Consider the following 20,144-nt stretch of genomic DNA (forward strand, 5'->3'; position numbering starts at 1 on the left):
CCGCCGAGCGCCAAGGTCACCGGCGCCGGCCGGGGACAGCGGTGCGTCGCACAGATCTGAGACAGTTCACCGTTCGCTTACTCGTCAGCAGGAGGAGGCACCGTGGAATGGGTCGTTGGATCCGGGATGATCCTTGGCGTTCTGGCGATCGTCCTGGGAACTGCGTCGATACGCACGGGGTGGACATTGCCGTGGGCGCGCCGCCGTGTCACCCGCCCGCGGATCCATGGCCTCGGGGCACTGTTGGTGGGCACGAACTGCGTGGTGCAGGGCTTGTTCTACTTCCGAATAGCACCGAGCCCGCCCTGGGAGATCCGCTTCTTCAGCACGACCGCGCTGACTCTCTGCGGACTGATCCTCATGGGAGTGGGGCAGATGCTGCCGCTGCGCCGTAGAAGCTGACCGGGCTCTGCGGGGTCGACGTCGCTGCGGCAGGCGGCCGTGGTCGGTCACACACCAGAGGTGCCGTCATTTCCCAGTGATGCCTGTCTGGGTTCGAGACGGTCACTCATCAGATCGTCGAGCCTGGGGGATCTTCCGTTCAGGTGCCCGTCAGATATTCGGCCCGTTGTCGTTCGAGAGGTCCATGCCGAAGCGGGCGCCGGGCACCGGGGCGCCCAGGTCGACCGGGTTGAAGGCGAACGCTCCCGTGGCGGTCAGGCCCGAGGAGCCGCCGCGCAGGGACCACACCGCGCCGCCGTCCGCGACTGTGCCGAGGTCCTCGCCGGGGGCGCCCGCCGCGAGGTCCGCCTTCCCGTTGCCGTTGATGTCCAGCAGCCGGACCGCGCCGCCGAAGTGGTCGCCGGCCTCCGCGACGCCGGGGATGCCCGACGTGTTCTGGTGGAACGCCTGCGCGCCGGTGCCGCCCAGGCCGCCCGAGCCGCCCTTCAGCAGCACCACCGAGCCTGCGGCCCTGGTCGTGCCGATGGCCTCGAAGGGAACACCCACGGCGAGGTCGGCGTAACCGTCGCCGTTGACGTCGCCGGCGTTGAGTCGCGCGCCGAACTGGTCGCCCTTCTCACTGACTCCGGGCACGCCCGTGGTGTTCTGCGTGATGGTCTTCGTCCGGGTGGTGCTCGGGCCGGACGCCGAGCCGTAGTAGATCTTGACGCTGCCGGCGTCGTAGGGGAGATCCTCCGTGATGCCGTTCGGGATCACCCTGGTGGCGAGGTCGGCCTTGCCGTCCTTGTCGAAATCGCCGACCGCGGTGGCGGCGGCGGAGGGCAGCGGGGTGGAGTTCGCCGACAGACCGTGCGCGGTGCCCAGCCACAGCTTGCCGCCTTCGGCGTGCTCCTCGTAAGCGTAGAAGGTGCACAGGTCGTCGATGCCATCGCCGTTGAAGTCGCCCGCCGCGGTGCTGATCATGGAGTTGTCCGTGCTGAACATGGTCACCTGCTGCTCGCGGGCGGGCGCCCCGGCGCGGGTGAACGGCCCGTACATCACGCTGCGCAGGTCGTAGTCGTCGCTGTGCGACATCATCAGGTCCGTCTTGCCGTCGCCGTCGAAGTCGCCGGCGGTGAGGTTCCCGCCGACAGTGGCGTCAGCGGGCGCCGGGATACGCACCGAGCCCTGGCCCGTGACGCCGCCACTGCGCCCCCAGAGGACGATGACGGAGCCGGAGTTGTTCGTGGCCGCGAGCGCCTCGTTGGTCACCAGGGCGAGGTCGGTGAGGCCGTCACCGTCGAGGTCGCGGGCGAACATCCGGTAGCCGAAGCCGTGGTCGTCACCAGAAGTGCCTGGCACGCCCGGGGTGTCCTGGGTGATGATCGTGGTGTGCGCCGTGCCGAGGCCCTGCGCGGAGCCGTAACTGATGGCGATGTAGCCCGCCCAGGAGTGGCCGTTGATGGTGGCGGCGGGGGCGGAGACCGCCAGGTCCTGGTAGCCGTCGCCGTTGAAGTCCTCGCGTGCGGTGGCAGCGGCCGGGCCCGCCGTGGTACTCGCGGGCGCCGCGTCGGCCATGCCACTCGAAAGCGCCGTGGCCGCGCAGACGGCGGCTGCAACCAGGGTGCGAATACCCACAATTCCTCCAAGAATCGGGTACGGAGAGCCAAGGTGGCGCCAGGCGTGAGGGCTCGACTGTGAGACACGCGTGGCACGCGGATGGTTGCCCGGTTAACAGGAAGTGAATGCGGCTGTCGGGGCCGGAGGCGAGGCTGAGTGATGCTTCCGCAGGTCGCAGCCCGGTCGCTGCACCCATGCTCAGACCTCCGAAGCCCCCGCCGAAACCTGAGGCCAACAGCCCGAACCGGGCTGCGGACGCCTACGCCGGCGCCGTCACAACCGATGTCCTGACCGAACCGAGAACACCGATCACCTAGCGGGGCGGCTTCACCTCGGAGGATCTCGTCATCCTTCTCATTGCCGACGCTGGTGTCATTGCCGCCACGGGGGACGCCTGGCGCCGCCTGGCCGGCCAGATGCTCCGGGCGTACGCCGCCCCGGGCACTCGCACCCAGCGCCCTCTGCTCGTCACGAATTCTCGGTGAAGCGGACCGACCAGGCGTAGCCACTCAAGCTGTCGTACGGGACCCGCCGGACTTCCCTGACCTGGCAACCGTCATGGGCGTACTTGCGGGCGAACCGTTCGAGGCGCTGCGCGTCGGTGAGATCCTCCATGGACAGCGGTGCTCCGACGACCAGGTCCTCGTGAAGAACTGGGTCGGTCGCGGCATTGTCCGAGCAGGCCGAGCAGAGATGCGTTTTGGGTAGGGGCATACGAACAGTGTCCTCCAACCTGGATGCCTCTACCTGCAGAGCGCGAATGGCCACGCCACAAAGCGCCTGGGTGAACCTGGCGAGGCGGCTTGTCAGTGGCTGTTGCTAGCTTCCGCTGCACTGTCGGAAGCGGATGCAGAGGCGGGGCTGTCGTGGGTGCGTCGGGGTGGGAGTACTACGTTCCTTATCAGGGGGATCTCGGAGCGGCGCTGGATGCCCTGAGGCAGGAAGTCTTCGAGGCGCAGGACTACTACTGGGATCCCTGGGACGAAGACGACGCTGACGAGGCCAGGGCCCGACCGTCAACGATTCACCAGCTGTGGGAAGACGAACAGGTTCAGGAAGAAGGGACGCACTCGATCCTGGACATGCACAGGATCTTGCGGCCGGGTGAGGATCCTGACTACGGCACCGTGCAGCCCGTTCAGCCCGCGGAGGCCCACCGGACGGCCGGGACCGACCGCCTTACGCGGGCACACGTGCAGGCCATGGCACCGCTTGCCCATCGACGTTGGTTCGGCAGATGCGCGGTCCTGCACGACGCCCATGGCCGGCCGGAGGAAATCTACTTCTGGGGCTTCTCCGGCGACTGAAAGGGACTTGCGAGCCGGTGCTCGAGAAACCACCTCGCACGACGGCTCAACCGCATGAGGTGCCCTGTCGCCTCCGTGACGAACTGGGGCCGCCCTGCATCGAACGACCGTCCGGCGCGGCGTACAACCCTGGATGAACCTCGGATGTCATCTAGGTGAGTGCAATACGGGCATTGCCCTCACCGCACTACCCCACGGGGAGGCCGCACATGATCCCACGCCGTTCTGCGGCGGGCGCGGCGGCGTTGCCCGGCACTCCCGGGCACCTGCACCGGTCTGCGCTTCGGCGTCTCGCCGGGGAACCGGCCATGCGCCTCCGCCGACGACGCCCACGCACAATCCACCGCGGCTGAGCAGGACGCCGTAGGCAACCTAGGAGACCAAGGAGGTTCTTGTGCGTCACATCAAAAGCGCGGCCCTTACGGCCGCGGCACTCCTCACCCTCGGTGGCGGCGCCGTGTTCGCGGCCCCCGCCGCAGAGGCCGCAGTGCCGTTTCCGTCCATCGGCTGGCAGCAGCGCAATTGCGACTACGACGGCAACGGTTTCGACGACGTGCTGGTCGGCGCCCCGGGCGCCACGGTGAGCGGCGCCAAGGGCGCCGGCTACGTCACTGTGCAGTACAGCTCGTCGAGCGGTCTCAGCACCACCAAGAAGAGCGTCCTCCACCAGAACACCTCGGGCGTCCCGGGCGGTGCCGAGGCCGGCGACGGCTTCGGGAAGGCCGTGGCCTCCGGCGACCTGGACAACGACGGCTACGACGACGCGATCGTCGGTATCCCCGGCGAGGACCTGGCCGGGCTGTCCGACGCGGGCGGCGCCATCGTCTTCTGGGGCTCGCCGACCGGGCTGCACGGGGCCGACAGCACCTGGCTGGAGAACCCCGACCAGCTGCGGGCCGGCGCGAACTTCGGGCGGGCGATCGAAGCGGCCCGGTACTTCGCCCCGGACCCGGCGCACCCGGACGCCAACCTGCGGGACAGCGTTGCCGTCCTGGAGAACGACGCGCTGCTGTTCTTCACCGCCCCGCCCGGCGCGACGACGCAGCAGCTGAAAGTGTCGGACCGTGGCATGCGGGCGCGGGACTTCGCACCGCTGGACACCGACTTCGAGTTCCGCAACCTCAGCCACGGCAACTACAACGAGGACTCCTGGGCCGACCTGGCGATCTCCGGGGTCACCAAAGGTGACCAGCCGGGCATCGGCTCGGTGCAGGTGCTGCACGGCGCGCCGGACATCGCCGACCTCGGTGACGGCGGCACGTTCCGGGGCGGGCCGGCCATCGTCTCCGGCGACTGGGACGGCACCGGCCAGGACGACCTCATCATCGGCGACACGGGCGTGGGCTCGCCGCTGGGCGGCGGCATCTCCGTCTATCTGGGTAGGGGCGACCTGTCCGGCCTCGAACCGGAGGAGGTGCAGACGTGGACCCAGGACTCTCCCGGCGTTCCCGGCGTCGCTGAGGCGGGCGACCAGTGGGGCGCCGAACTGTCGGCCGGCGACACCGACGGCGACGGCCACCCGGACCTCGCGATCGGCGCTCCCGGCGAGGACATCGGCACCGTGGCCGACGCGGGCGCGGTATGGGTGATGCGCGGCGCGCCGTTCGGCCTCACCGACGTCGGTGTGAAGAGCTTCGACCAGAAACTCGCCGACATCCCCGGCGTGGCCGAGACCTCGGACCGCTGGGGTGGCCAGGTCCGGCTGATCGACGCCGACAAGGACGGCCTCTTCGGCCTGCTGGCGGCGGCACCGGGCGAGAACACCGGCGACGGCTTCGTATGGGTCATCCCCGCGTCGTCGTCGGGGCTGGTCGCCAAGGGCACGTGGACCTACGACGGGGCACGCCTCGGGGCGCCGGTGGCCGATGCACAGTTCGGGGTGGCGATCGACGAATAGCGGAAACCTCGAGGAGGGCTGGGGATTCACCGGGAATCATAAAACTCACCGGTCCCGTACAACCCTGGGGCCAGGTCACACCGGTGGCCTTCCGGTCGCCGGACGAGGCGTTGTGCCCGTGACAATCGGGCACAACGCCGGACTCAGCCGTCGAGACGCGCTCTCTGCATCGCGGCAAGCCGCCGCACCACACCGATACACAGCACTCCTGCGACGGTGTACAGCGCGGCCCCGGCCATCTCTGTTGGCAGTGGGCCCCGGGAGGGGGAGGGATAGGCGAGAAGCTGCGCCGCCACGAAGAGCAGCCACCACGACGTCAGCAGCACATCGGTGCGCCGCGGCCTGTCGGGCGGAGAGCTGGCGGCCCAGATGTCATTGATGATCCGCTTGGGCAGGAAGAAGCAGGCGACCGGCACCAGCCACCCGCCTGTGGTCCAGCCGCGTTTCATCCGGTGTCCGCGGGGCGCCAGCGCCTCGGCGTTCACCCGCATCTGCCACAGCCAGCGCAGGAAGACGAATCCGGTCACCAGGAAGGCGAGCAGCCTCATGCCAGTGAGGTTGCCGACCCATATCTCCCTGTGGAAGGCAGCGTACGAGCCGTCAGTCGCGCGATAAAGCCGCAGTTGAGCGATGAGCAATGCGGCATTCACCAGCACGCAGACCCCGAGTGCGGCGATGACCACGGTCGTCATCGCCCTCGGTACGAAGAGCGGCTCGCGCTCGGTCGATGGCACGGGCGGGGATATGACAATGGCGTCGTCGTGACTCACAGGGACGCAACCTAATGCCGCGCTCGTCATGCAGTCCAGCTTGGACTCCCCCCTGGTCACAGGCCGGGCTCTGCCGCACACACGGGTGTCGGAGTGACCGGCCGACGGGCGGCACTGTCCCGGCTGCCGCGTCGAACCCGCCCACCGGCCCAAGTCCCGCATCGCCCGGATGATGCGCCGCTACCGGGTGAGCCGCAGTCGGTTTCCGCGGATCAGTGGGTTTCCCCGTATGCGGCCGCCATCAGAGCTCGCAGGAGGAGCCGGAACTCGGTGTCGTCGACAGCGTGGATGACGCGCTGCAGTTGGATGGGGGCGCGCCCCACGAGGGACGCGGCGAACTCCAGCACAGCCACTTCGCTGCTCGATGCCTTGCGTGCCGGGGGTCTGTCGGCGAGCAGGAGCAGCCCCACCGCGTTCCAGTCGATGGAAGGGTGCGGTCCGGCATGTTCGAGGAGCGGTTGGCCGGCCGCGTCCGCGAGTTCCTGGTCCTCGAAGAAGCGCCGGAGCCAGTAGCCGTCGTGGTGGGCACCGAGGAGGCGTGTCGCCGCCCTCATCTGTTCACTGCTCACGCCCTGCAGCAGGTCGTCGGCGAGCTCCTTGCCCGTGATACCGCGGGTGGCCATGAGCATCGACCGTCTCCGTTCCCTCGGTGGTCGAGGCCGGGTCGGCCCTTGCTCCACTGTGCCTGGCCGGGTCCTCCCGCCTCGCCGTACACGCCGAACGATCGCCCGTGGCGTGCTTTTTCCCCGCGCACATTGCTATTCAGGACCCGGGCCGATGCGTTGCCGTCCGGGCATCAGCACGCACTTTCGGACGGCGTGCAGGCCGATGGGGTCAGCGTCGAAGAAACGTGCGAAGCGTTCTGTCGGAGCCGACAACCGCAGTTGTCTTTTGTCGGACAAGTCCCAATCGGGGACGTTTTGCCCATGCTGGCTTCGCGGCCGCTAGGGGGCGACGGGCAGTCGGCGCTTGTGGTCGGTGAGGCGGTAGCGGCGGACGATCGTTTCGAAGGCCCGCTCGTCCACCGGCTTGCCCTCCAGGAAGTCGTCGATGTCGTCGTAGGTGACCCCGAGCGCGTCCTCGTCGGCCTTGCCCGGGTCGAGAGTTTCCAGGTCGGCCGTCGGGGTCTTCCACACCAGCTCGGCGGGCGCGCCCAGCGCGTCCGCGACGGCGCGCACCCGGCGCTTGGTCAGGCCGGTCAGCGGGACCAGGTCGGCGGCGCCGTCGCCGAACTTGGTGAAGAAGCCGGAGACCGCCTCGGCGGCATGGTCGGTGCCGACGACCAGGCCGTCGTGCGCGCCGGCCACTGCATACTGGGCGATCATGCGCTGCCGGGCCTTGATGTTCCCGTGGACGAAGTCCTGGTGGTGGGCGTCGCGGTAGCTCACACCGGCGGCCAGCGAGGCCTCGAGCGCGGCGTCGCTCGCGGGCTTGATGTCCACGGTCAGCACGTGGTCGGCCAGGATGAAGGAGAGCGCGAGCTGGGCGTCGCGCTCGTCGGCCTGGACCCCGTAGGGCAGCCGCATCGCGTAGAACCGCGCCTCGTGCCCGGCGGCCCGGGCCCGCTCGACGGCGAGCTGGCACAGCCGGCCGGTGGTGGTGGAGTCGACGCCGCCACTGATGCCGAGCACGAGCGAGCGCAGACCGGTGGAGGTCAGTCGCTCGGCGAGGAAGGCCACCCGGCGTTCGATCTCCTGCTCGGCCTCGAAAGTCTCGGCGACCTCGAGTTCCCGGGCGATCCCCTGCTGCAGGGCGATGGACGCCGGCTCGCTCACGTCTGCTCCTTGTTCCGGTTCACGGTGGGCTGTCGCGCCCACTTTACCGAGTAGGGCTTTGTTACGTGTCGGGGCCGGTTCGAGGGGGTTCGCCGGGGAGGTGTTCGTGCCATTGGCGCGTGCGGATCAGCAGGTGAGGGTCGGTTGCAACGGTGGGATCTGCTGCTCGGCGGGCGGCGGAAACGCGTACGACGACGAGATCGAGACGCCATCGCGTATTTGCGGGACCTGGCGGGGCTCAGTGAACGGAGAACCCCCCGTCGACGAAGATCGCCTGCCCGGTGACATAGGCGGAGGCGCGGCCGGCCAGGAACACCGCCGCTCCGGCGAAGTCCTCGGCCAGGCCATTGCGCCCGACCATCGTGCGCGCGGCCAGCGCAGCCACCTTCTCCGGGTCGGACGACAACCGCGCATTGAGCGGGGTCATGACGAAGCCGGGCACCAGCGTGTTGCAGGTGACACCGTGTGGCGACCACGCCTCGGCCTGGGAGCGGGCCAGTGACTCCAGCGCCCCCTTGGAGACCCCGTAGGCGCCGCTCTGGACGAACGCCCGGTGCGCCTGCTGGGAGGTGATGTGGATGATGCGTCCGAAGCCCCGCTCCGCCATGCCGGGCCCGAACCGCCGGCCCAGCAAATAGGGCGCCTCCAGGTTCAACGCCATCGTGGCGTCCCACACCTCCTCACTCAGCTCGCCCATGGGCGGCCGCAGGTTGATCCCGGCGCTGTTGACGAGAATGTCGGGCTCGCCGAACACCTCGGCTGCCTGCTCCGCCGCCGCGCGCACCCCGTCGCGGGTGCTCAGGTCGGCCCTCACCCAGGCCGCCCGGCAGCCGTCCGCCGCCAGCTCGTCGACCGTGGCGGCCAGTTCGGACTCCTTGCGCGCCACGATCACCACGCTCGCCCCCGCTCGCGCGAGAGCCCCGGCGATGGCTCGACCGATGCCGGAACTGCCGCCCGTCACCACGGCGACCCGGCCGTCCAGCGAGAACAGCTCGGAGAGATAGCTTTGCGAGATCATGCCCGCACCCTAAGGGCGGCGCTTCCACGGCGACAGCGTCGCCCAGGACCTGGGCAGGTACAACTCCCGGTTCACCAGGGCCCGCCCCTGCTCGTGGTCGGCGAACGGGGACACGACAGGTAGTGCCCGGTCAGGAGCAGTGGGCTGCTTCTGCACGGCCTGCCGTGGTGAGCGAGTACGGCCTTCGCCACGCGGTCACTCGAAGCCGAGATCATCCGCGCTCGGATCCAGAAATGGAACGTCGGCCCAACACTGTTCATCCGGAGTGTGGCGGCCGGGAAAATCCTCAAATCCGTCGCCGGTTTTCGCGGACAGATCTCCGGCGTACGAAGTTAATATCGCGACCCGCCCATCCGACTGAAACCGCGAGGCACCCGTGGCGCCCCTCAGCAAGCTCTACCTCCAGCTCGACGACGTCGAACTTCCGGACGAGATCCCTTACTCCCAGGTGAGCGCATGGGAATTGCGCTTTCTCTACCTGTTGGGACGTCATCGGCTGACTGGAGGGGGCAAGGTGATCGAGCTCGGGTCGGGCGGCGGCGGATCGACGTACGCGTTCGCACTCGGTCTGAAGGAGAACCCCGACTTCGACAAGACCACCGACAAGCTGCACGCGTACGACTTCTTCCGGGTCGGGAAGGGCACCTTCGCCTCCGAGAAATTCTTCTCTGCCGGGGTCGCACCCGAGGACACCAACTCCTTCCTCGACGACTTCAAGGACAAGCTGAAGCCATTCATCGACTTCATCGAGCTGCACCCCGGAGACATCTGGCAGACCTCCGACCCCGAGGACCACAGCCCCATCGAGTTCCTGCACGTCGACATCGCCAAGACGGCGCGGGTCTTCCGCTGTGTGGCCGAGCGCTTCCTGCCCCGCCTGGAGCCAGGCTCCGTGCTGCTGCACCAGGACTTCGCCAGCCCCCGCCTGCCCTGGCTGCACTACAGCACCGGTCTGCTGCTGCCGTACATCGAGATCGCCGGGCCGCCCATCCGCTCCACACTCGCCTTCGAGGTGATCAAGCCGATCCCGCAGGACGTGCTGCGGGCCATAGCCGAAGACGCCTTCACCACCGACGAGAAGCTGAAGCTGATGTCAGCCGTCCAGGAGGTCGTCGACCGGGACTACACCGACGGGATCCCGTTCAAGGCCGTGATCGAACTCGCCAAGGCCTATGTCGCCCACTACGAGGGTGACCACCGCCGCGCCTGGAAGATAGCCAAGCCGCTGACCTCGAACGAATACCTGAGCCGGACACGCAAGGACCACTTTGCCCAGCTGGAGAAGGCGCTCAACGAGGCCAAGCTCAACGGTGGATCCTCCCGTCTTGCCAGGCTGATCAGGAAGGTGACGCGCAAGGCGTAGCCGCCCGGTGGTGCCGGGGGCGCCGAAGCGTCCCCAGGGTGGCCCCGTCGGCTTCGACGGCAGTGCACGCGTGACCCTTGGCCTCGGATACTGAGGGCATGGAATTCGTCGTTCTCATGACCTTGCCCGGAGTGGTCATCCTGCTGACCGTGCTGGCATTCGCCGATCAGTTGTTGTTGCGCGCCGGGCGGGCCGGCGTTCTGCCGTGGCGGAACGGGGCACGTCAGGGCCAGGTATCGGCAACCGGGTTCGAGCAACTGCACGCGAGTCTTTCGCCGGGGAAGCAGAACGAACTGAAGGAACGGCATTCGGCACTGCTGATGCGGGATGACGAGGAGGACGGCGCACCGCCGAACCGGACAACGGTAGACCTGGCGAGAGGCACCGCAGTCGTCCGGATGCCGCAGGCGACTCCGACCGGGCACTCCGACCAGCACAACGGAGAAACGCTGTACTAACCGGCGTCCAACGGCCGTTCGAAGAAGGTCTCCAGAACCACCGTTGCCTGCGTCCCGCTGACCCCCTCGATCGCGTACAGGCGGCGCAACACGTCCTGGAGCCGCTCGGTGGACGCGGTGCGGACCTTCACGAGGACGGCCGCGCTGCCTGCGATGACGTGCGCCTCCTGGATCTCCGGCACTGCGGCGAAGTCCTCGGCCCGGTCGCCCATCCACGCCGTCGAGTCGACCAGCACGAAGGCGAGGACTTCGCGGTCGAGCGCCGCGGGGTCGACATCGATCGTTGTGGCCCGGATGACCCCCTGTTCCCGCAGCTTGCGCACGCGCTCGTGCGCGGCACCCGCCGACAGGCCGACCGCCTTGCCCAGTGCGGCATACGACTGGGTGGCGTCCCGCTGAAGCAACGCAATCAGCCGACGGTCAATGTCATCCACTGGTTTCATATGAAGACCATACTTGGTTCTGTCGCGTGCATGTTACGTTGAATCATGTTCTGGTCAATCCTTCCGAGAGGACGCCATGCCCGCCGACGGCCTGTACGAGATCCTGGACGATCGCTTCCGTACCGAACGCTGTGCGAACGGTGACAGCCGGCTGGAGGTCCTGCACGACGACTGTCGCTGGGCCGAGGGCCCGCTGTACCTCCCCGCCTGGCGCCAGCTGATCTGGAGCGACATCCCGAACGACCGCATCCTGCGCTGGGACGAGGCCACCGGCACGGTCGGCGTCTTCCGCGCCCCGGCCGGCCACAGCAACGGCAACACCCTCGACCGGCAGGGCCGCCTGGTCACCTGCGAGCAGGGCAACCGCCGCGTCACCCGCACCGAGCCCGACGGGACCGTGACCGTCCTCGCCGACCGGTACGCCGGCAAGCGGCTGAACAGCCCGAACGACTCCGTCGTACGCTCCGACGGCACGATCTGGTTCTCCGACCCCGACTTCGGCATCACCAGCGACTACGAGGGCCATCGCGCGGAGTCCGAGATCGGCGCGTGCAACGTGTACCGGATCGACCCCGCGACGGGCGACGTACACCTCGCTGCCGACGGGTTCGAGGGACCGAACGGCGTGATCCTGTCCCCCGACGAGAAGCGACTGTACGTCTCCGACTCGCGGACCGCCCGGATCCAGATGTTCGACATCCGCGAGGACGACACGCTCTCCGACGGGAAGGTCTTCGCCGAGGGCTGGGGCAACGTCCGCTTCGACAACATCCGCTTCGACGACGGGGGCCGCCTATGGGCCGCCGCCCTGGACGACAGCGTCCACTGCTACCACCCCGACGGCACCCTCATCGGCCGGCTGCGCGTGCCCGAGCCCGTCTCCAACATCGCCTTCGGTGGCCCGAAGAACAACCGCCTGTTCATCACGGCCACCACCTCCCTGTACTCGCTGGTGATGTCGGTGACCGGGGCGCCGCGCCTCTAGGCCGTTGCGCTGTCCATGAGCCTCGCGGTCGAACCCGGTTGGCCTGCCGCTCTGTTGACCAACCGCCTGCGCTCCGTCCTGCACGTGCTACGCCTGCCCGAGGTCAGCGACGGCGTCGCGCCACACAACACATCACACCGCTCCCCAAGCCTGCCGCAGTCAAGGAATCATGAACGGTTCCGGCTGAGCCGGCGGGGTTCCAGGGCTGGTCATACAGGGGGCTGGGGTTCGTGAGGGTGCTGCTGAGCTGTGTGATGATGCACGGACAACGACCGGCCCTGGGGAGGGACCGGGCGCGTGGGAAGGGACGGGAACACATCGTGGGCAAGGGCGGGGCGTCCATACCGGACGAGGAGTGGGAGCGCTTCCTGCGGGAGGCGGAAGCCGGGACCCAGGGCGCACTCGAGGAACCTTCGGCGCGGGCCCGGATGGTGACGCGGCGGCTGCAGGAGGAGACCGGTCCGCCGGAGGGGTGGCGGACTCACCAACTGGCCCCGCGGCGCCGGGGCAAGGGGTGGTACGCGGTCGGTCTGCTGGTTACGGTCGGCTTGCTGATCGTGGCACTCGATCCGGGGCGGGTCACTGGATGGTTCGGAGGCGGAAGCGGCGAGAGTCCGCCGCTCGCCGCGGAGTCCGAACGTCCGGATCACCCGCCGGCGACGCAGGCGGCAATCCAACTGCCCACGCTGGAGGAACCGTTCAGGGGCTCTCCCGCGGTGCGGTGGGACAACGGGACGTCAGGCATCAGCCTCCCTGCGGCACGGGCGACCGGCTGGATGAGCAAGAAGCAGGTCGCGCAGGCTCTCGATCGGACCCGGGACTTCCTTGCCGCGTCCAGTCTGGATCGTGGTGTGCTGCGCGGGGAGCGGCCGACGAAGGCGATCGCGTTGATCAACCCGCATCAGCAGGATGTCCAGGACTACCTGGCGACCGCGTTCAGCGCGCCCAGTCGGGAGAACGATCCTCTGCTGCTGTTCAGCCGTCTCGCGACAACGAAGGTGCGGCTTGTCGGCAATGTGGTCAAGACACGAGGACGGATCACCTATCGGGAAGGTAAGCGCGGCGCTGTCGAGGTGACCACCGATGTCACGTACGTCTACCCGGTCGTACGCGCTGCAGCGGGAAGCGACGAAGTCGCGCGTACCCTCGTGCGCCGCGAGGTCGTGATGAGCTGGGACAACCCGGCGAAGGTGGTCATCGAGCCGGGGACATTTTCCCTCGTCTCCTACAAGGTGGACACCACCAACGGCGGCTGCGACACCTTCACCGGCTACCTCACCCCCGAGTTCATCGCCGAGCGCGCGGCCAAGCACTCGGGACACGGCCCCGAGGTCGACCCGTACGACCGGAGCACGTCGATGGACGCGCTCATGCAGGAGTCCGGCGACAAGTGCAGGACCGCCACACGGTCGTGAGCGGCAGCGGCTCATGCGTTCGAGAGGATCTCGGGACGGCGCCCGGACGAATCCCTCCGGAGGCCGACGTGGCACCCGCTGCGCAGACATGCCGGGCTCTGGAGCAGAGACCGGGTGCGCGTACGAAGAGCCTGGGCGTGCTGCTCATCCGAGGGGCGGCCGGGGCGGTCGTCGCCGTCCGACGGTTCCGCCGGGAGCCGTGGCCGGAGTGAGAGTTCGCCGGCCGACAAGGCCGGGGGCTGCCCTGCTCCCCCCTTTCCCCCGCCGGCCCTGTCGATGGTGGCACGGGGGCAACACCTGACCATGCCGACCGACGTTCTTCGGCACAGACCGGGCGTGGGGCAGGATGTAGCCATGAGCGTCGTCAAGATCAACGTACTCACTGTCCCCGCCGAACAGCGCGAGACCCTGGAGAAGCGCTTTGCGTCCCGCGCCCACGCGGTCGAGAGCTCGGACGGCTTCGAATGGTTCGAACTCCTCCGCCCTGTTGAAGGGACTGACAACTATCTGGTGTACACGCGGTGGCGCGACGAAGAGTCCTTCAAGGCCTGGGTGGAGGGCCCGATGAAGGAGGCGCATCAGGGGGGTGGCGACCGGCCGAAGCCTGCCGCGAGTGGGTCGACGCTGTGGTCCTTCGAGGTCGTGCAGCAGGCCGCGCCGGCAGGATCGTAGGCCAGGGTGGGTGCCCCGATCATCCGGGGCGAGCCGTGACGCCGTGCGCCTCGCCTGCGCCGAGCGGGCGGCACACAGCGATGGCGATACGTTCGGGAGTCGCTGCGGCCTTCATCGCCGACCGAGCGTGGCGGTCACTTGCCGTTCCTCCAAGTCGTTCGCCCTCTCCGGCGACCGCGCTCATGGACCGGACAACTCCTTGAGGAGTGCTGGGCAAGCAGGCGGGCGCACTCCGTTCCTCCCCCCAGGGCCAGCAGCAGGATGAGGGCGGCGGCCACCAGTGCCTGAGATCCGCACGCCACCGGCAGGTCTGCCCGGTAGAAGCCGTAGCTGACCGCTACAAGGCCGGTCGGCCCGACGGTCAGCACCAGGAGGAGCCGGGCCGTCGCGCCAGGAGGACGTGCTCCCCCTGCGGCCCATTGCTTGAGGCCTTCGGCGAACCAGAACGCGACGAGGGAAGCCACCTCCAGCGCTGTGAGCACGGCTGCCGAGCCAAGGTCCACAGTCCACATGAGCATGTTCACCATGCTCCGCGAGCGGACCGCTTCGAGCCTGAGTACGGCTACTCAGACCCGGATACCACACGCTCGAGGACCGATGACACCGAACAGCCACCGGCCGGAGCGAGGATCAAGCGCAGGAGTGCGGCTGTTTCATACGTCGATGGTCTTCCGAGCGTGCTCAACGAACTGATTGCGCTTCGAGGACGCATGGTTCAGAAATCGTCTGATCCGCTGGGAATTCCTCACGGCGACGGGGCCGGTGGGACTCTCCCCGAGCGTGCCCGCATGGAGGTTGGCGACACAAGCCGAGAGCGATCAGGAAAGCTCTTCCGCCATGCGTGCCAGCTTCTCGGGCCCTTCGATCTCCACCGTCGCTTGGGCGCCGGCGAGCCCGTCGTGGAGCGCTGCCCGGGCTCGGGCGACACCCTCCCGTGCACTGTCGAGATCTGCCCCGGGTTTGGTCAGCTCCGCATCGATATCGCGCAGCAACTTGTGTACCTCGTCCGCCTTGGCGGTGAACGCCGAGTAGGCGTCACGGCGAAGCTGCCTGCGCCAGTGCCGATGATCTGCCCGGACCTGCCTCTGCGCCGATATGCCTGCGGTAGCGGCCGCAAGCGTCGTACCCACAACGCCCACAGCTGCACCTACAACCGCGGCCACCCCTGAATCCATAGGGCAATTCTGACGGCCGCATACCGTTCAGGGGAGCCGAATCCTGGTACCCGAACTCCCGAGGCGCGTCAGCACGATCATCTCGTCCGTGTCCGCCGTGTCCGGCACCGCGTAGCGCCCGGATGATGCGGTGTCGCAGAGCCGACGCCTGCGGCGTGGAACGACACCGCACCCGCTCCTCAGCCCATGCACCTGAACGGAGCCCCCGGCTCAGGACACCAGGAGCCGGGCGAGCTCGGTCGGCTTGCTGAACATCGGCCAGTGACCCGAGTCGATGTCGACGAAGTCGAGGTGCTTGGCCTTGGCGAGCTCAGGTACGTCACCGGCGCCGATCCACTCCTGAGCCTGGGCGGGGGTGAATTCGGGGCACACGAGCACGACCGGGACGTCGAACCGTCGCTCGTCCGTCAGACGCACCAGGCCCTTGGTCACCCCTGCGGGGACGGGAATCGCGGCAGACGCGATGCTACGCCTGGCCTCCTCATCGAGGTCAGCAGAGTCCGGCCCCTCGAACGGTCCCCAGCCGGGGAAGGGCATGACACCGTCCTTCGGCTCGAAGAGGTCGGCGTAGGGCTCCCCGTCGGCGGCCGGGAAGCCGCCGATGAGGACGACTTCGGCCACCTTCTCCGGCCGCGCGTCTGCGGCCAGCCAAGCCAGGGTGCAGGCAGCGGAATGCCCCACCACCATGGGCTTTTCGGGCGCTGCGTCTACGGCAGCGAGCACCGCCGTCACCTGGTCGTCGAGCGTGGCCGACGCAGATCCGTCACCCTGGCCGGGGAGGGTGAGCGGCACGGGGCGGTGGCCGAGTGCCTCGAGCGTGGGCACGACATCGTCCCACGCGGATCCGTCGAGCCACAGGCCGGCAATGAGCAGGATGTCCACGATCAGTTCTCCTTCTCCGGTGAGGTCAGATCACGTTCGGCATAAAGCCGGTGTTCCCATTCCTCGTCGAGGACGATGCTGAGACATTCCTTGAAGGGGAAGTTCTCCATCCGGGGCCGGCCGGACTCGGTGCGAGTCACCGCAGAGGCGAGTTGCTCGTCGGTGAGTGACTCCATGACGTGGCGGACCATCGCCTGGCGTTCGCGTCGGACCGTGAGCACCTCGTCGAGCGAGGGTCGTGCCTCGCGATCCCACGGGATACCGTCCCACCCGGGCGCCTCGTCCCACGGGAGGTCCAACTGGTGCCACGGCGAGGGGTCGCCGAGAATCATCCGGCCCACCCATGCGGCGCCGGCGAAGTTGAGGTGCCGCAGCGTCTGGATGAAGGACCACTCGCCGTCGATACTGCGGTGGAGCACACCTTCGGGGAATGTCCCCGCACGCGTGACGGTGCCCTCCCAGAGCCGCTCCAGGATTGCCCACGCCTCACGGAACCCGTCGGCGTCGTCAGGGCGCATCCTCGCCCGCTCGGGCATGCGACGGTTCAGTTCGGCGTCGACGAGCGGGTGCGATGTCGACGCCGTTCACGACGACGTTCTTCAGCTCGCCGCTGATCTCGACGTCGACCAACTCGACGCCGCGCATGCGGCTCTCATGGAACAGGGCGCCGCGGACCTGCGCCCCGGTGAAGTCAACTGCGTGCATACGGACGTCATTCAGGGACACCTGGGTGAAGGTGGCGGCCTGGAGGCTCACCCGCTCGAAGCATGCTCCGGTGAGGTCCTGCTCGCGGAACTCGTTCATGAGCATCACCCTAGGACCAATTCCGGACGATCCACTTCCTGCTTATCTCGTGACCATCTAATCTGCTCGCGTGCCGAACGATTCCAGCCCCACCGCACGAGCTCTGCGCGCCATCGAGATCCTCCGGAACCGCCCCGGCGTGACGGCCGACGAACTCGCCGCGTCGTTGGGAGTCACGGAGCGGGCCGCGCGTCGGTACGTCGGCATCCTCCGAGAGGCGGGCGTCCCCGTGGAGTCGACCCGGGGTCGCCATGGCGGGTACCGGCTCGGGCGCGGGACGAGGCTGCCTCCGGTCGTCTTCACGGAGCACGAGGCACTTGGCCTGGTCATGGCGGTGCTCGACGGCCAGCCGGCAGCAGCCGATGTCGACGACCTCGTCGGTTCTGCCCTGGGCAAGGTCATCCGGGCGCTGCCCGAGAGCGTCGGCCGACAAGCAGCGGCGCTGCGAGAGCACGCGTCAGCTGCGCCCGACCGGCACTCGGCCCTTCCGGATCCCTCCACCACCAGCGCACTCGTCGCTGCCATCGCGGCCCGACGTCGCGTGCTGGTCACGTACCGGAGCGAGTCCGGCAACGAGTGGGAGGCCGAGGTGGACCCCTGGGCGGTCGTCGTCCGCTACGGGCGCTGGTACCTCCTGTGTCACTCCCATCGCGCTGACGCGATCCGCACCTACCGGGTCGACCGGGTCCGCGCGGTCCAGCAGACCGCCCACGGGTTCGATCCGCCCGACGGCCTCGACCCTGTGACAGCAGTGGAAGAGAACCTGGGCACCGGGTGGGAGTTCCCCACCCACGTCGTGTTCGACGCTCCTCTGGCCGAGGTGGCGCCGTGGATCCGGCCCCCCATGGGACGGCTTGAACCATCGGGAGACGGGTGCGTGCTCGTCGGCAGCACGAGCAATCCGGCGATGTACGCGCAGGAGTGGTTGGCGAGCGTGCCGTTCGCCTTCCGCGTCGACGGCGGGCAAGAACTCCGTGCCGCCGTCGCGACGCTCGCGGCACGTTTCGCTGCCGCCCTGGCGGACCAACCCTGACAGCAATGTCGAAGGACTTGGTCGACGCGTTGCACAGCGAAGGGAGCGTGACGGTCCAGTGGCGCCGGCTCTCACGAACGACTGTGCCCGGGACTCCGGCCAAGTGGCGCCCGAAGTAACGAGCACGCGGCTCCCGCTCTCGGGCGCTGGCTCAAGTTCCCTGGCATATAGCCATGTTGGTGCACAACGGCAGCGGAACCGGCACACCGCAGGCATCGCGCCCCCCCCTTTCACCGCGACCCCGGAAATGACCAGGGCAGCGGCCTGAGGGAGTGGCGCTGACATGCGGGATACGCGTGGCGCGGGTGCAGCGTCGAGGGTCACAGCCAGCCGTTGCGCTTGAAGCCCCGGTGGATGACGAGGCAAGCGGTCGCGATGACGGCGAGAGCGAACAGGTAGCCGAAACGCCAGTGCAGTTCGGGCATGTGGTCGAAGTTCATGCCGTAGACGCCGCACACCATCGTCGGCACAGCGATGATCGCGGCCCAGGCGGTGATCTTCCGCATGTCCTCGTTCTGACCGACGGTGACCTGGGCGAGGTGGGCCTGGAGGATGGAGTCGAGCAGCGCGTCGAAGTCGGTGATCTGCTCGATGACGCGGGCCAGGTGGTCGGCGACGTCACGGAAGTACGCCTGTATCTCGCGGTCGACGGAGCGCATCGACTGAGTGGCCAGCACCTGGAGGGGGCGGCCGAGCGGGACCACAGCCCGCTTGAGTTCCAGAAGCTCGCGCTTGAGCTGGTAGATGCGACCGGCGTCGGCGCTCGGGGAGCCCTGCGGTGAGAAGACGTCCGTCTCGACCTGGTCGATGTCGTCCTGGACGGCATCGGTGACGGTCAGGTAGTCGTCGACGACGTGGTCGGCGATGGCGTGGAGCACAACGGCCGGCCCCTTGGCCAGTTGACGCGGGTCCGCTTCGAGGCCTTCGCGCAGGGCGCCCAGGGAGCCGTGGCGCCCGTGCCGTACGGTCACCACGAAGTCGGGTCCGGCGAAGACCATGATCTCGCCGGTGTCCACCACCTCGCTGGTGGCGGTCAGTTCCTCGTGCTCGACGTAGGCAACCGACTTGAAGACGGCGAACAGGACATCGCCGTACTGCTGGACCTTGGGCCGCTGGTGGGCGTGGACGGCGTCCTCGACGGCGAGCGGATGCAGACCGAACAGTGCGGCAACCCGCACGAACTCCGCCTCGGTGGGCTCGTGCAGGCCGAGCCATACGAAGCCGTCGCCACGCTTGCGTACACGGGCGACGGATTCCTCGACGCTGGGGGCGGCCTCCTGGCGGACGCCGGCGCGGTAGATGACGCAGTTGACCACGGTGGAGCCCAGCGGCGAACGGGCCGGGTGGCTGAGGTCCACAGGCCGCCCCCGCCGCGCCAGACGGGCGACTTTGCGCAGACTGCCGACCATCGACATGAAGTACTCCTTCGCCAGGTGCGGGCCAGTGTGCCAGGCGAAGGTAAAGGGGACGTCAGAGCCTGCGGCGGCCCTGCTCGTGCACACCGAGCCGAACGAAGCCGCCCCTGCGGGTTCGCCCCGAAGGCCCTGACGCCACGCTGACCAGGAACACCGTGCCCGTCAGCGTCGCGTTACGGGGCGGGGGCTCGGCGTCAAGCATCCGTCAGTGTGGCGGCCCATCCCCGGTGGGCGGGCATAGCTTCGGTGGAGCGCCCGGCCGGACCGACCGGGCGGCGCCAGTCGCCTTCTGCGAGGAGCAGCACCATGTCTCCACTCGAGATTCCCGAGGACCCCGAGCCTTCTGAACGGTTCCCGGCCGGACTCCTCTACGTCCCTGTCCGGTCGGGGCCCTCTGGATGTACGACCCGGTTCTTCCGCACCCCCCTGGGCGGCCGCACGGCCGTCGGATTCACCTCGGCGGCGAAGCTCACCGCCACTCTGGGCTCGGGTCAGGCCTGCATCAGGCTCTCCGAACCCGCGCTGCGCGCTCTCGCAGCCCCCCTGGGTGTGACCGCCCTCACCGTCGACCCGCAGTTCTCCGCCCCCGCGACAACCGATTCGGTCTCCAGGGACAGCGAACGCGCGCGCTCCTCGCGTGAATGGCATCCCCAGCACGTCGGTGTCCTGCGAGTGACTGGCGCCGCTGCTGTCGTCGCGTGTCTGAACCTGCTGATCGGCTGAGGAGACGC

At 68.5% G+C, this 20,144-nt stretch carries 23 protein-coding genes; 10 read left to right on the forward strand and 13 right to left on the reverse strand.

Annotated features, from left to right (window positions below; all coding sequences use genetic code 11):
* Positions 1 to 102: 102 nt before the first annotated feature.
* The gene (locus OHA88_RS09000) at positions 103 to 402 is read left to right on the forward strand and encodes a hypothetical protein (RefSeq protein ID WP_328625020.1); all 300 of its coding nucleotides are present in this window, start codon (positions 103 to 105) and stop codon (positions 400 to 402) included.
* 150 nt (positions 403 to 552) lie between these two features.
* On the opposite strand, the gene OHA88_RS09005 is transcribed toward OHA88_RS09000, so the two are convergent.
* On the reverse strand, positions 553 to 2,019 hold the full coding sequence (locus OHA88_RS09005) for an FG-GAP-like repeat-containing protein (RefSeq protein WP_328625021.1): 1,467 nt from the start codon (positions 2,017 to 2,019) through the stop codon (positions 553 to 555).
* Positions 2,020 to 2,469: 450 nt separating this feature from the next.
* Entirely contained in the window at positions 2,470 to 2,715 is a 246-nt protein-coding gene (locus tag OHA88_RS09010; protein ID WP_328625022.1) for a hypothetical protein, read from the reverse strand.
* Between the two features lie 152 nt (positions 2,716 to 2,867).
* Here OHA88_RS09010 and OHA88_RS09015 point away from each other — a divergent pair, with 152 nt between their 5' ends.
* A complete protein-coding gene (locus tag OHA88_RS09015; RefSeq protein WP_328625023.1) occupies positions 2,868 to 3,308 on the forward strand; it encodes a hypothetical protein in 441 nt (146 codons plus the stop codon).
* Positions 3,309 to 3,702: 394 nt separating this feature from the next.
* Positions 3,703 to 5,205, forward strand: coding sequence for an FG-GAP repeat protein (locus OHA88_RS09020; RefSeq protein ID WP_328625024.1), 1,503 nt, complete (start codon positions 3,703 to 3,705; stop codon positions 5,203 to 5,205).
* A 143-nt stretch (positions 5,206 to 5,348) separates the two neighbouring features.
* Here OHA88_RS09020 and OHA88_RS09025 read toward each other — a convergent pair whose 3' ends face one another.
* From OHA88_RS09025 to OHA88_RS09040, 4 genes are all read right to left on the reverse strand, one after another.
* Positions 5,349 to 5,939, reverse strand: a complete 591-nt coding sequence (locus OHA88_RS09025; protein ID WP_328625025.1) for a DUF4328 domain-containing protein — start codon at positions 5,937 to 5,939, stop codon at positions 5,349 to 5,351.
* Between the two features lie 248 nt (positions 5,940 to 6,187).
* The gene (locus OHA88_RS09030) at positions 6,188 to 6,604 is read right to left on the reverse strand and encodes a hypothetical protein (protein WP_326625354.1); all 417 of its coding nucleotides are present in this window, start codon (positions 6,602 to 6,604) and stop codon (positions 6,188 to 6,190) included.
* Positions 6,605 to 6,919: 315 nt separating this feature from the next.
* A complete protein-coding gene (nadE, locus tag OHA88_RS09035) occupies positions 6,920 to 7,750 on the reverse strand; it encodes an ammonia-dependent NAD(+) synthetase (protein WP_328625026.1) in 831 nt (276 codons plus the stop codon).
* Between the two features lie 238 nt (positions 7,751 to 7,988).
* Complete coding sequence (locus tag OHA88_RS09040) at positions 7,989 to 8,768, reverse strand: SDR family NAD(P)-dependent oxidoreductase (protein WP_328625027.1); 780 nt, start codon at positions 8,766 to 8,768, stop codon at positions 7,989 to 7,991.
* Between the two features lie 376 nt (positions 8,769 to 9,144).
* Here OHA88_RS09040 and OHA88_RS09045 point away from each other — a divergent pair, with 376 nt between their 5' ends.
* Both OHA88_RS09045 and OHA88_RS09050 read left to right on the forward strand, forming a co-directional pair.
* Positions 9,145 to 10,131, forward strand: a complete 987-nt coding sequence (locus OHA88_RS09045) for a class I SAM-dependent methyltransferase (protein WP_328625028.1) — start codon at positions 9,145 to 9,147, stop codon at positions 10,129 to 10,131.
* Between the two features lie 98 nt (positions 10,132 to 10,229).
* Positions 10,230 to 10,589, forward strand: coding sequence for a DUF6191 domain-containing protein (locus tag OHA88_RS09050; protein ID WP_328625029.1), 360 nt, complete (start codon positions 10,230 to 10,232; stop codon positions 10,587 to 10,589).
* Here the strand turns inward: OHA88_RS09050 and OHA88_RS09055 are convergent.
* A complete protein-coding gene (locus OHA88_RS09055) occupies positions 10,586 to 11,023 on the reverse strand; it encodes an Lrp/AsnC family transcriptional regulator (RefSeq protein WP_328629629.1) in 438 nt (145 codons plus the stop codon). The genes OHA88_RS09050 and OHA88_RS09055 overlap by 4 nt on opposite strands.
* Positions 11,024 to 11,108: 85 nt before the next feature.
* Between OHA88_RS09055 and OHA88_RS09060 the strand changes: the two genes are divergently transcribed.
* The 3 genes from OHA88_RS09060 (at position 11,109) to OHA88_RS09070 (ending at position 14,104) form a co-directional block, all read left to right on the forward strand.
* The gene (locus OHA88_RS09060) at positions 11,109 to 12,017 is read left to right on the forward strand and encodes an SMP-30/gluconolactonase/LRE family protein (protein ID WP_328625030.1); all 909 of its coding nucleotides are present in this window, start codon (positions 11,109 to 11,111) and stop codon (positions 12,015 to 12,017) included.
* Between the two features lie 320 nt (positions 12,018 to 12,337).
* Positions 12,338 to 13,432, forward strand: a complete 1,095-nt coding sequence (locus tag OHA88_RS09065) for a hypothetical protein (RefSeq protein WP_328625031.1) — start codon at positions 12,338 to 12,340, stop codon at positions 13,430 to 13,432.
* 354 nt (positions 13,433 to 13,786) lie between these two features.
* Complete coding sequence (locus tag OHA88_RS09070; protein WP_328625032.1) at positions 13,787 to 14,104, forward strand: antibiotic biosynthesis monooxygenase family protein; 318 nt, start codon at positions 13,787 to 13,789, stop codon at positions 14,102 to 14,104.
* Between the two features lie 134 nt (positions 14,105 to 14,238).
* Here the strand turns inward: OHA88_RS09070 and OHA88_RS09075 are convergent, their stop codons facing one another.
* The 5 genes from OHA88_RS09075 to OHA88_RS09095 all read right to left on the reverse strand — a co-directional run bounded on the left by OHA88_RS09075 (position 14,239) and on the right by OHA88_RS09095 (position 16,965).
* Positions 14,239 to 14,622 (reverse strand): DUF6234 family protein, encoded by a 384-nt coding sequence (locus tag OHA88_RS09075; RefSeq protein WP_328625033.1) that lies wholly within the window; start codon positions 14,620 to 14,622, stop codon positions 14,239 to 14,241.
* Positions 14,623 to 14,922: 300 nt separating this feature from the next.
* Complete coding sequence (locus OHA88_RS09080) at positions 14,923 to 15,243, reverse strand: hypothetical protein (RefSeq protein WP_328625034.1); 321 nt, start codon at positions 15,241 to 15,243, stop codon at positions 14,923 to 14,925.
* Between the two features lie 246 nt (positions 15,244 to 15,489).
* Positions 15,490 to 16,161, reverse strand: a complete 672-nt coding sequence (locus tag OHA88_RS09085; RefSeq protein ID WP_328625035.1) for an alpha/beta fold hydrolase — start codon at positions 16,159 to 16,161, stop codon at positions 15,490 to 15,492.
* A 2-nt stretch (positions 16,162 to 16,163) separates the two neighbouring features.
* Entirely contained in the window at positions 16,164 to 16,679 is a 516-nt protein-coding gene (locus tag OHA88_RS09090; protein WP_328625036.1) for a DinB family protein, read from the reverse strand.
* Positions 16,669 to 16,965 carry a pentapeptide repeat-containing protein gene (locus tag OHA88_RS09095; protein WP_328625037.1) on the reverse strand — a complete coding sequence of 99 codons (297 nt, stop codon included), beginning with the start codon at positions 16,963 to 16,965 and terminating at the stop codon, positions 16,669 to 16,671. Before OHA88_RS09095 ends, OHA88_RS09090 begins: the two co-directional genes overlap by 11 nt.
* Before the next feature lie 70 nt (positions 16,966 to 17,035).
* On the opposite strand from OHA88_RS09095, the gene OHA88_RS09100 reads away from it, so the two are divergent.
* Positions 17,036 to 17,998: a helix-turn-helix transcriptional regulator gene (locus tag OHA88_RS09100; RefSeq protein ID WP_328625038.1), complete on the forward strand. Its 963-nt coding sequence runs from the start codon at positions 17,036 to 17,038 to the stop codon at positions 17,996 to 17,998.
* A 320-nt stretch (positions 17,999 to 18,318) separates the two neighbouring features.
* Here the strand turns inward: OHA88_RS09100 and OHA88_RS09105 are convergent, their stop codons facing one another.
* On the reverse strand, positions 18,319 to 19,413 hold the full coding sequence (locus tag OHA88_RS09105; protein WP_328625039.1) for a magnesium and cobalt transport protein CorA: 1,095 nt from the start codon (positions 19,411 to 19,413) through the stop codon (positions 18,319 to 18,321).
* Between the two features lie 306 nt (positions 19,414 to 19,719).
* Between OHA88_RS09105 and OHA88_RS09110 the strand changes: the two genes are divergently transcribed.
* Complete coding sequence (locus tag OHA88_RS09110; RefSeq protein WP_328625040.1) at positions 19,720 to 20,136, forward strand: SAV_915 family protein; 417 nt, start codon at positions 19,720 to 19,722, stop codon at positions 20,134 to 20,136.
* Positions 20,137 to 20,144 lie beyond the last annotated feature (8 nt).

It is taken from the genome of Streptomyces sp. NBC_00353 (genome assembly GCF_036108815.1).
Taxonomy (GTDB): Bacteria; Actinomycetota; Actinomycetes; order Streptomycetales; family Streptomycetaceae; genus Streptomyces.

What these genes read in the sequence shown, in the direction of transcription:
- OHA88_RS09010 (WP_328625022.1), bottom strand. Translation starts at nt 2,715, where the DNA reads ATGCCCCTACCCAAAACGCATCTCTGCTCGGCCTGCTCGGACAATGCC.
- OHA88_RS09030 (WP_326625354.1), bottom strand. Translation starts at nt 6,604, where the DNA reads ATGCTCATGGCCACCCGCGGTATCACGGGCAAGGAGCTCGCCGACGAC.
- OHA88_RS09040 (WP_328625027.1), bottom strand. Translation starts at nt 8,768, where the DNA reads ATGATCTCGCAAAGCTATCTCTCCGAGCTGTTCTCGCTGGACGGCCGG.
- OHA88_RS09050 (WP_328625029.1), top strand. Translation starts at nt 10,230, where the DNA reads ATGGAATTCGTCGTTCTCATGACCTTGCCCGGAGTGGTCATCCTGCTG.
- OHA88_RS09060 (WP_328625030.1), top strand. Translation starts at nt 11,109, where the DNA reads ATGCCCGCCGACGGCCTGTACGAGATCCTGGACGATCGCTTCCGTACC.
- OHA88_RS09070 (WP_328625032.1), top strand. Translation starts at nt 13,787, where the DNA reads ATGAGCGTCGTCAAGATCAACGTACTCACTGTCCCCGCCGAACAGCGC.
- OHA88_RS09075 (WP_328625033.1), bottom strand. Translation starts at nt 14,622, where the DNA reads ATGCTCATGTGGACTGTGGACCTTGGCTCGGCAGCCGTGCTCACAGCG.
- OHA88_RS09090 (WP_328625036.1), bottom strand. Translation starts at nt 16,679, where the DNA reads ATGCGCCCTGACGACGCCGACGGGTTCCGTGAGGCGTGGGCAATCCTG.
- OHA88_RS09095 (WP_328625037.1), bottom strand. Translation starts at nt 16,965, where the DNA reads ATGAACGAGTTCCGCGAGCAGGACCTCACCGGAGCATGCTTCGAGCGG.
- OHA88_RS09105 (WP_328625039.1), bottom strand. Translation starts at nt 19,413, where the DNA reads ATGTCGATGGTCGGCAGTCTGCGCAAAGTCGCCCGTCTGGCGCGGCGG.
- OHA88_RS09110 (WP_328625040.1), top strand. Translation starts at nt 19,720, where the DNA reads ATGTCTCCACTCGAGATTCCCGAGGACCCCGAGCCTTCTGAACGGTTC.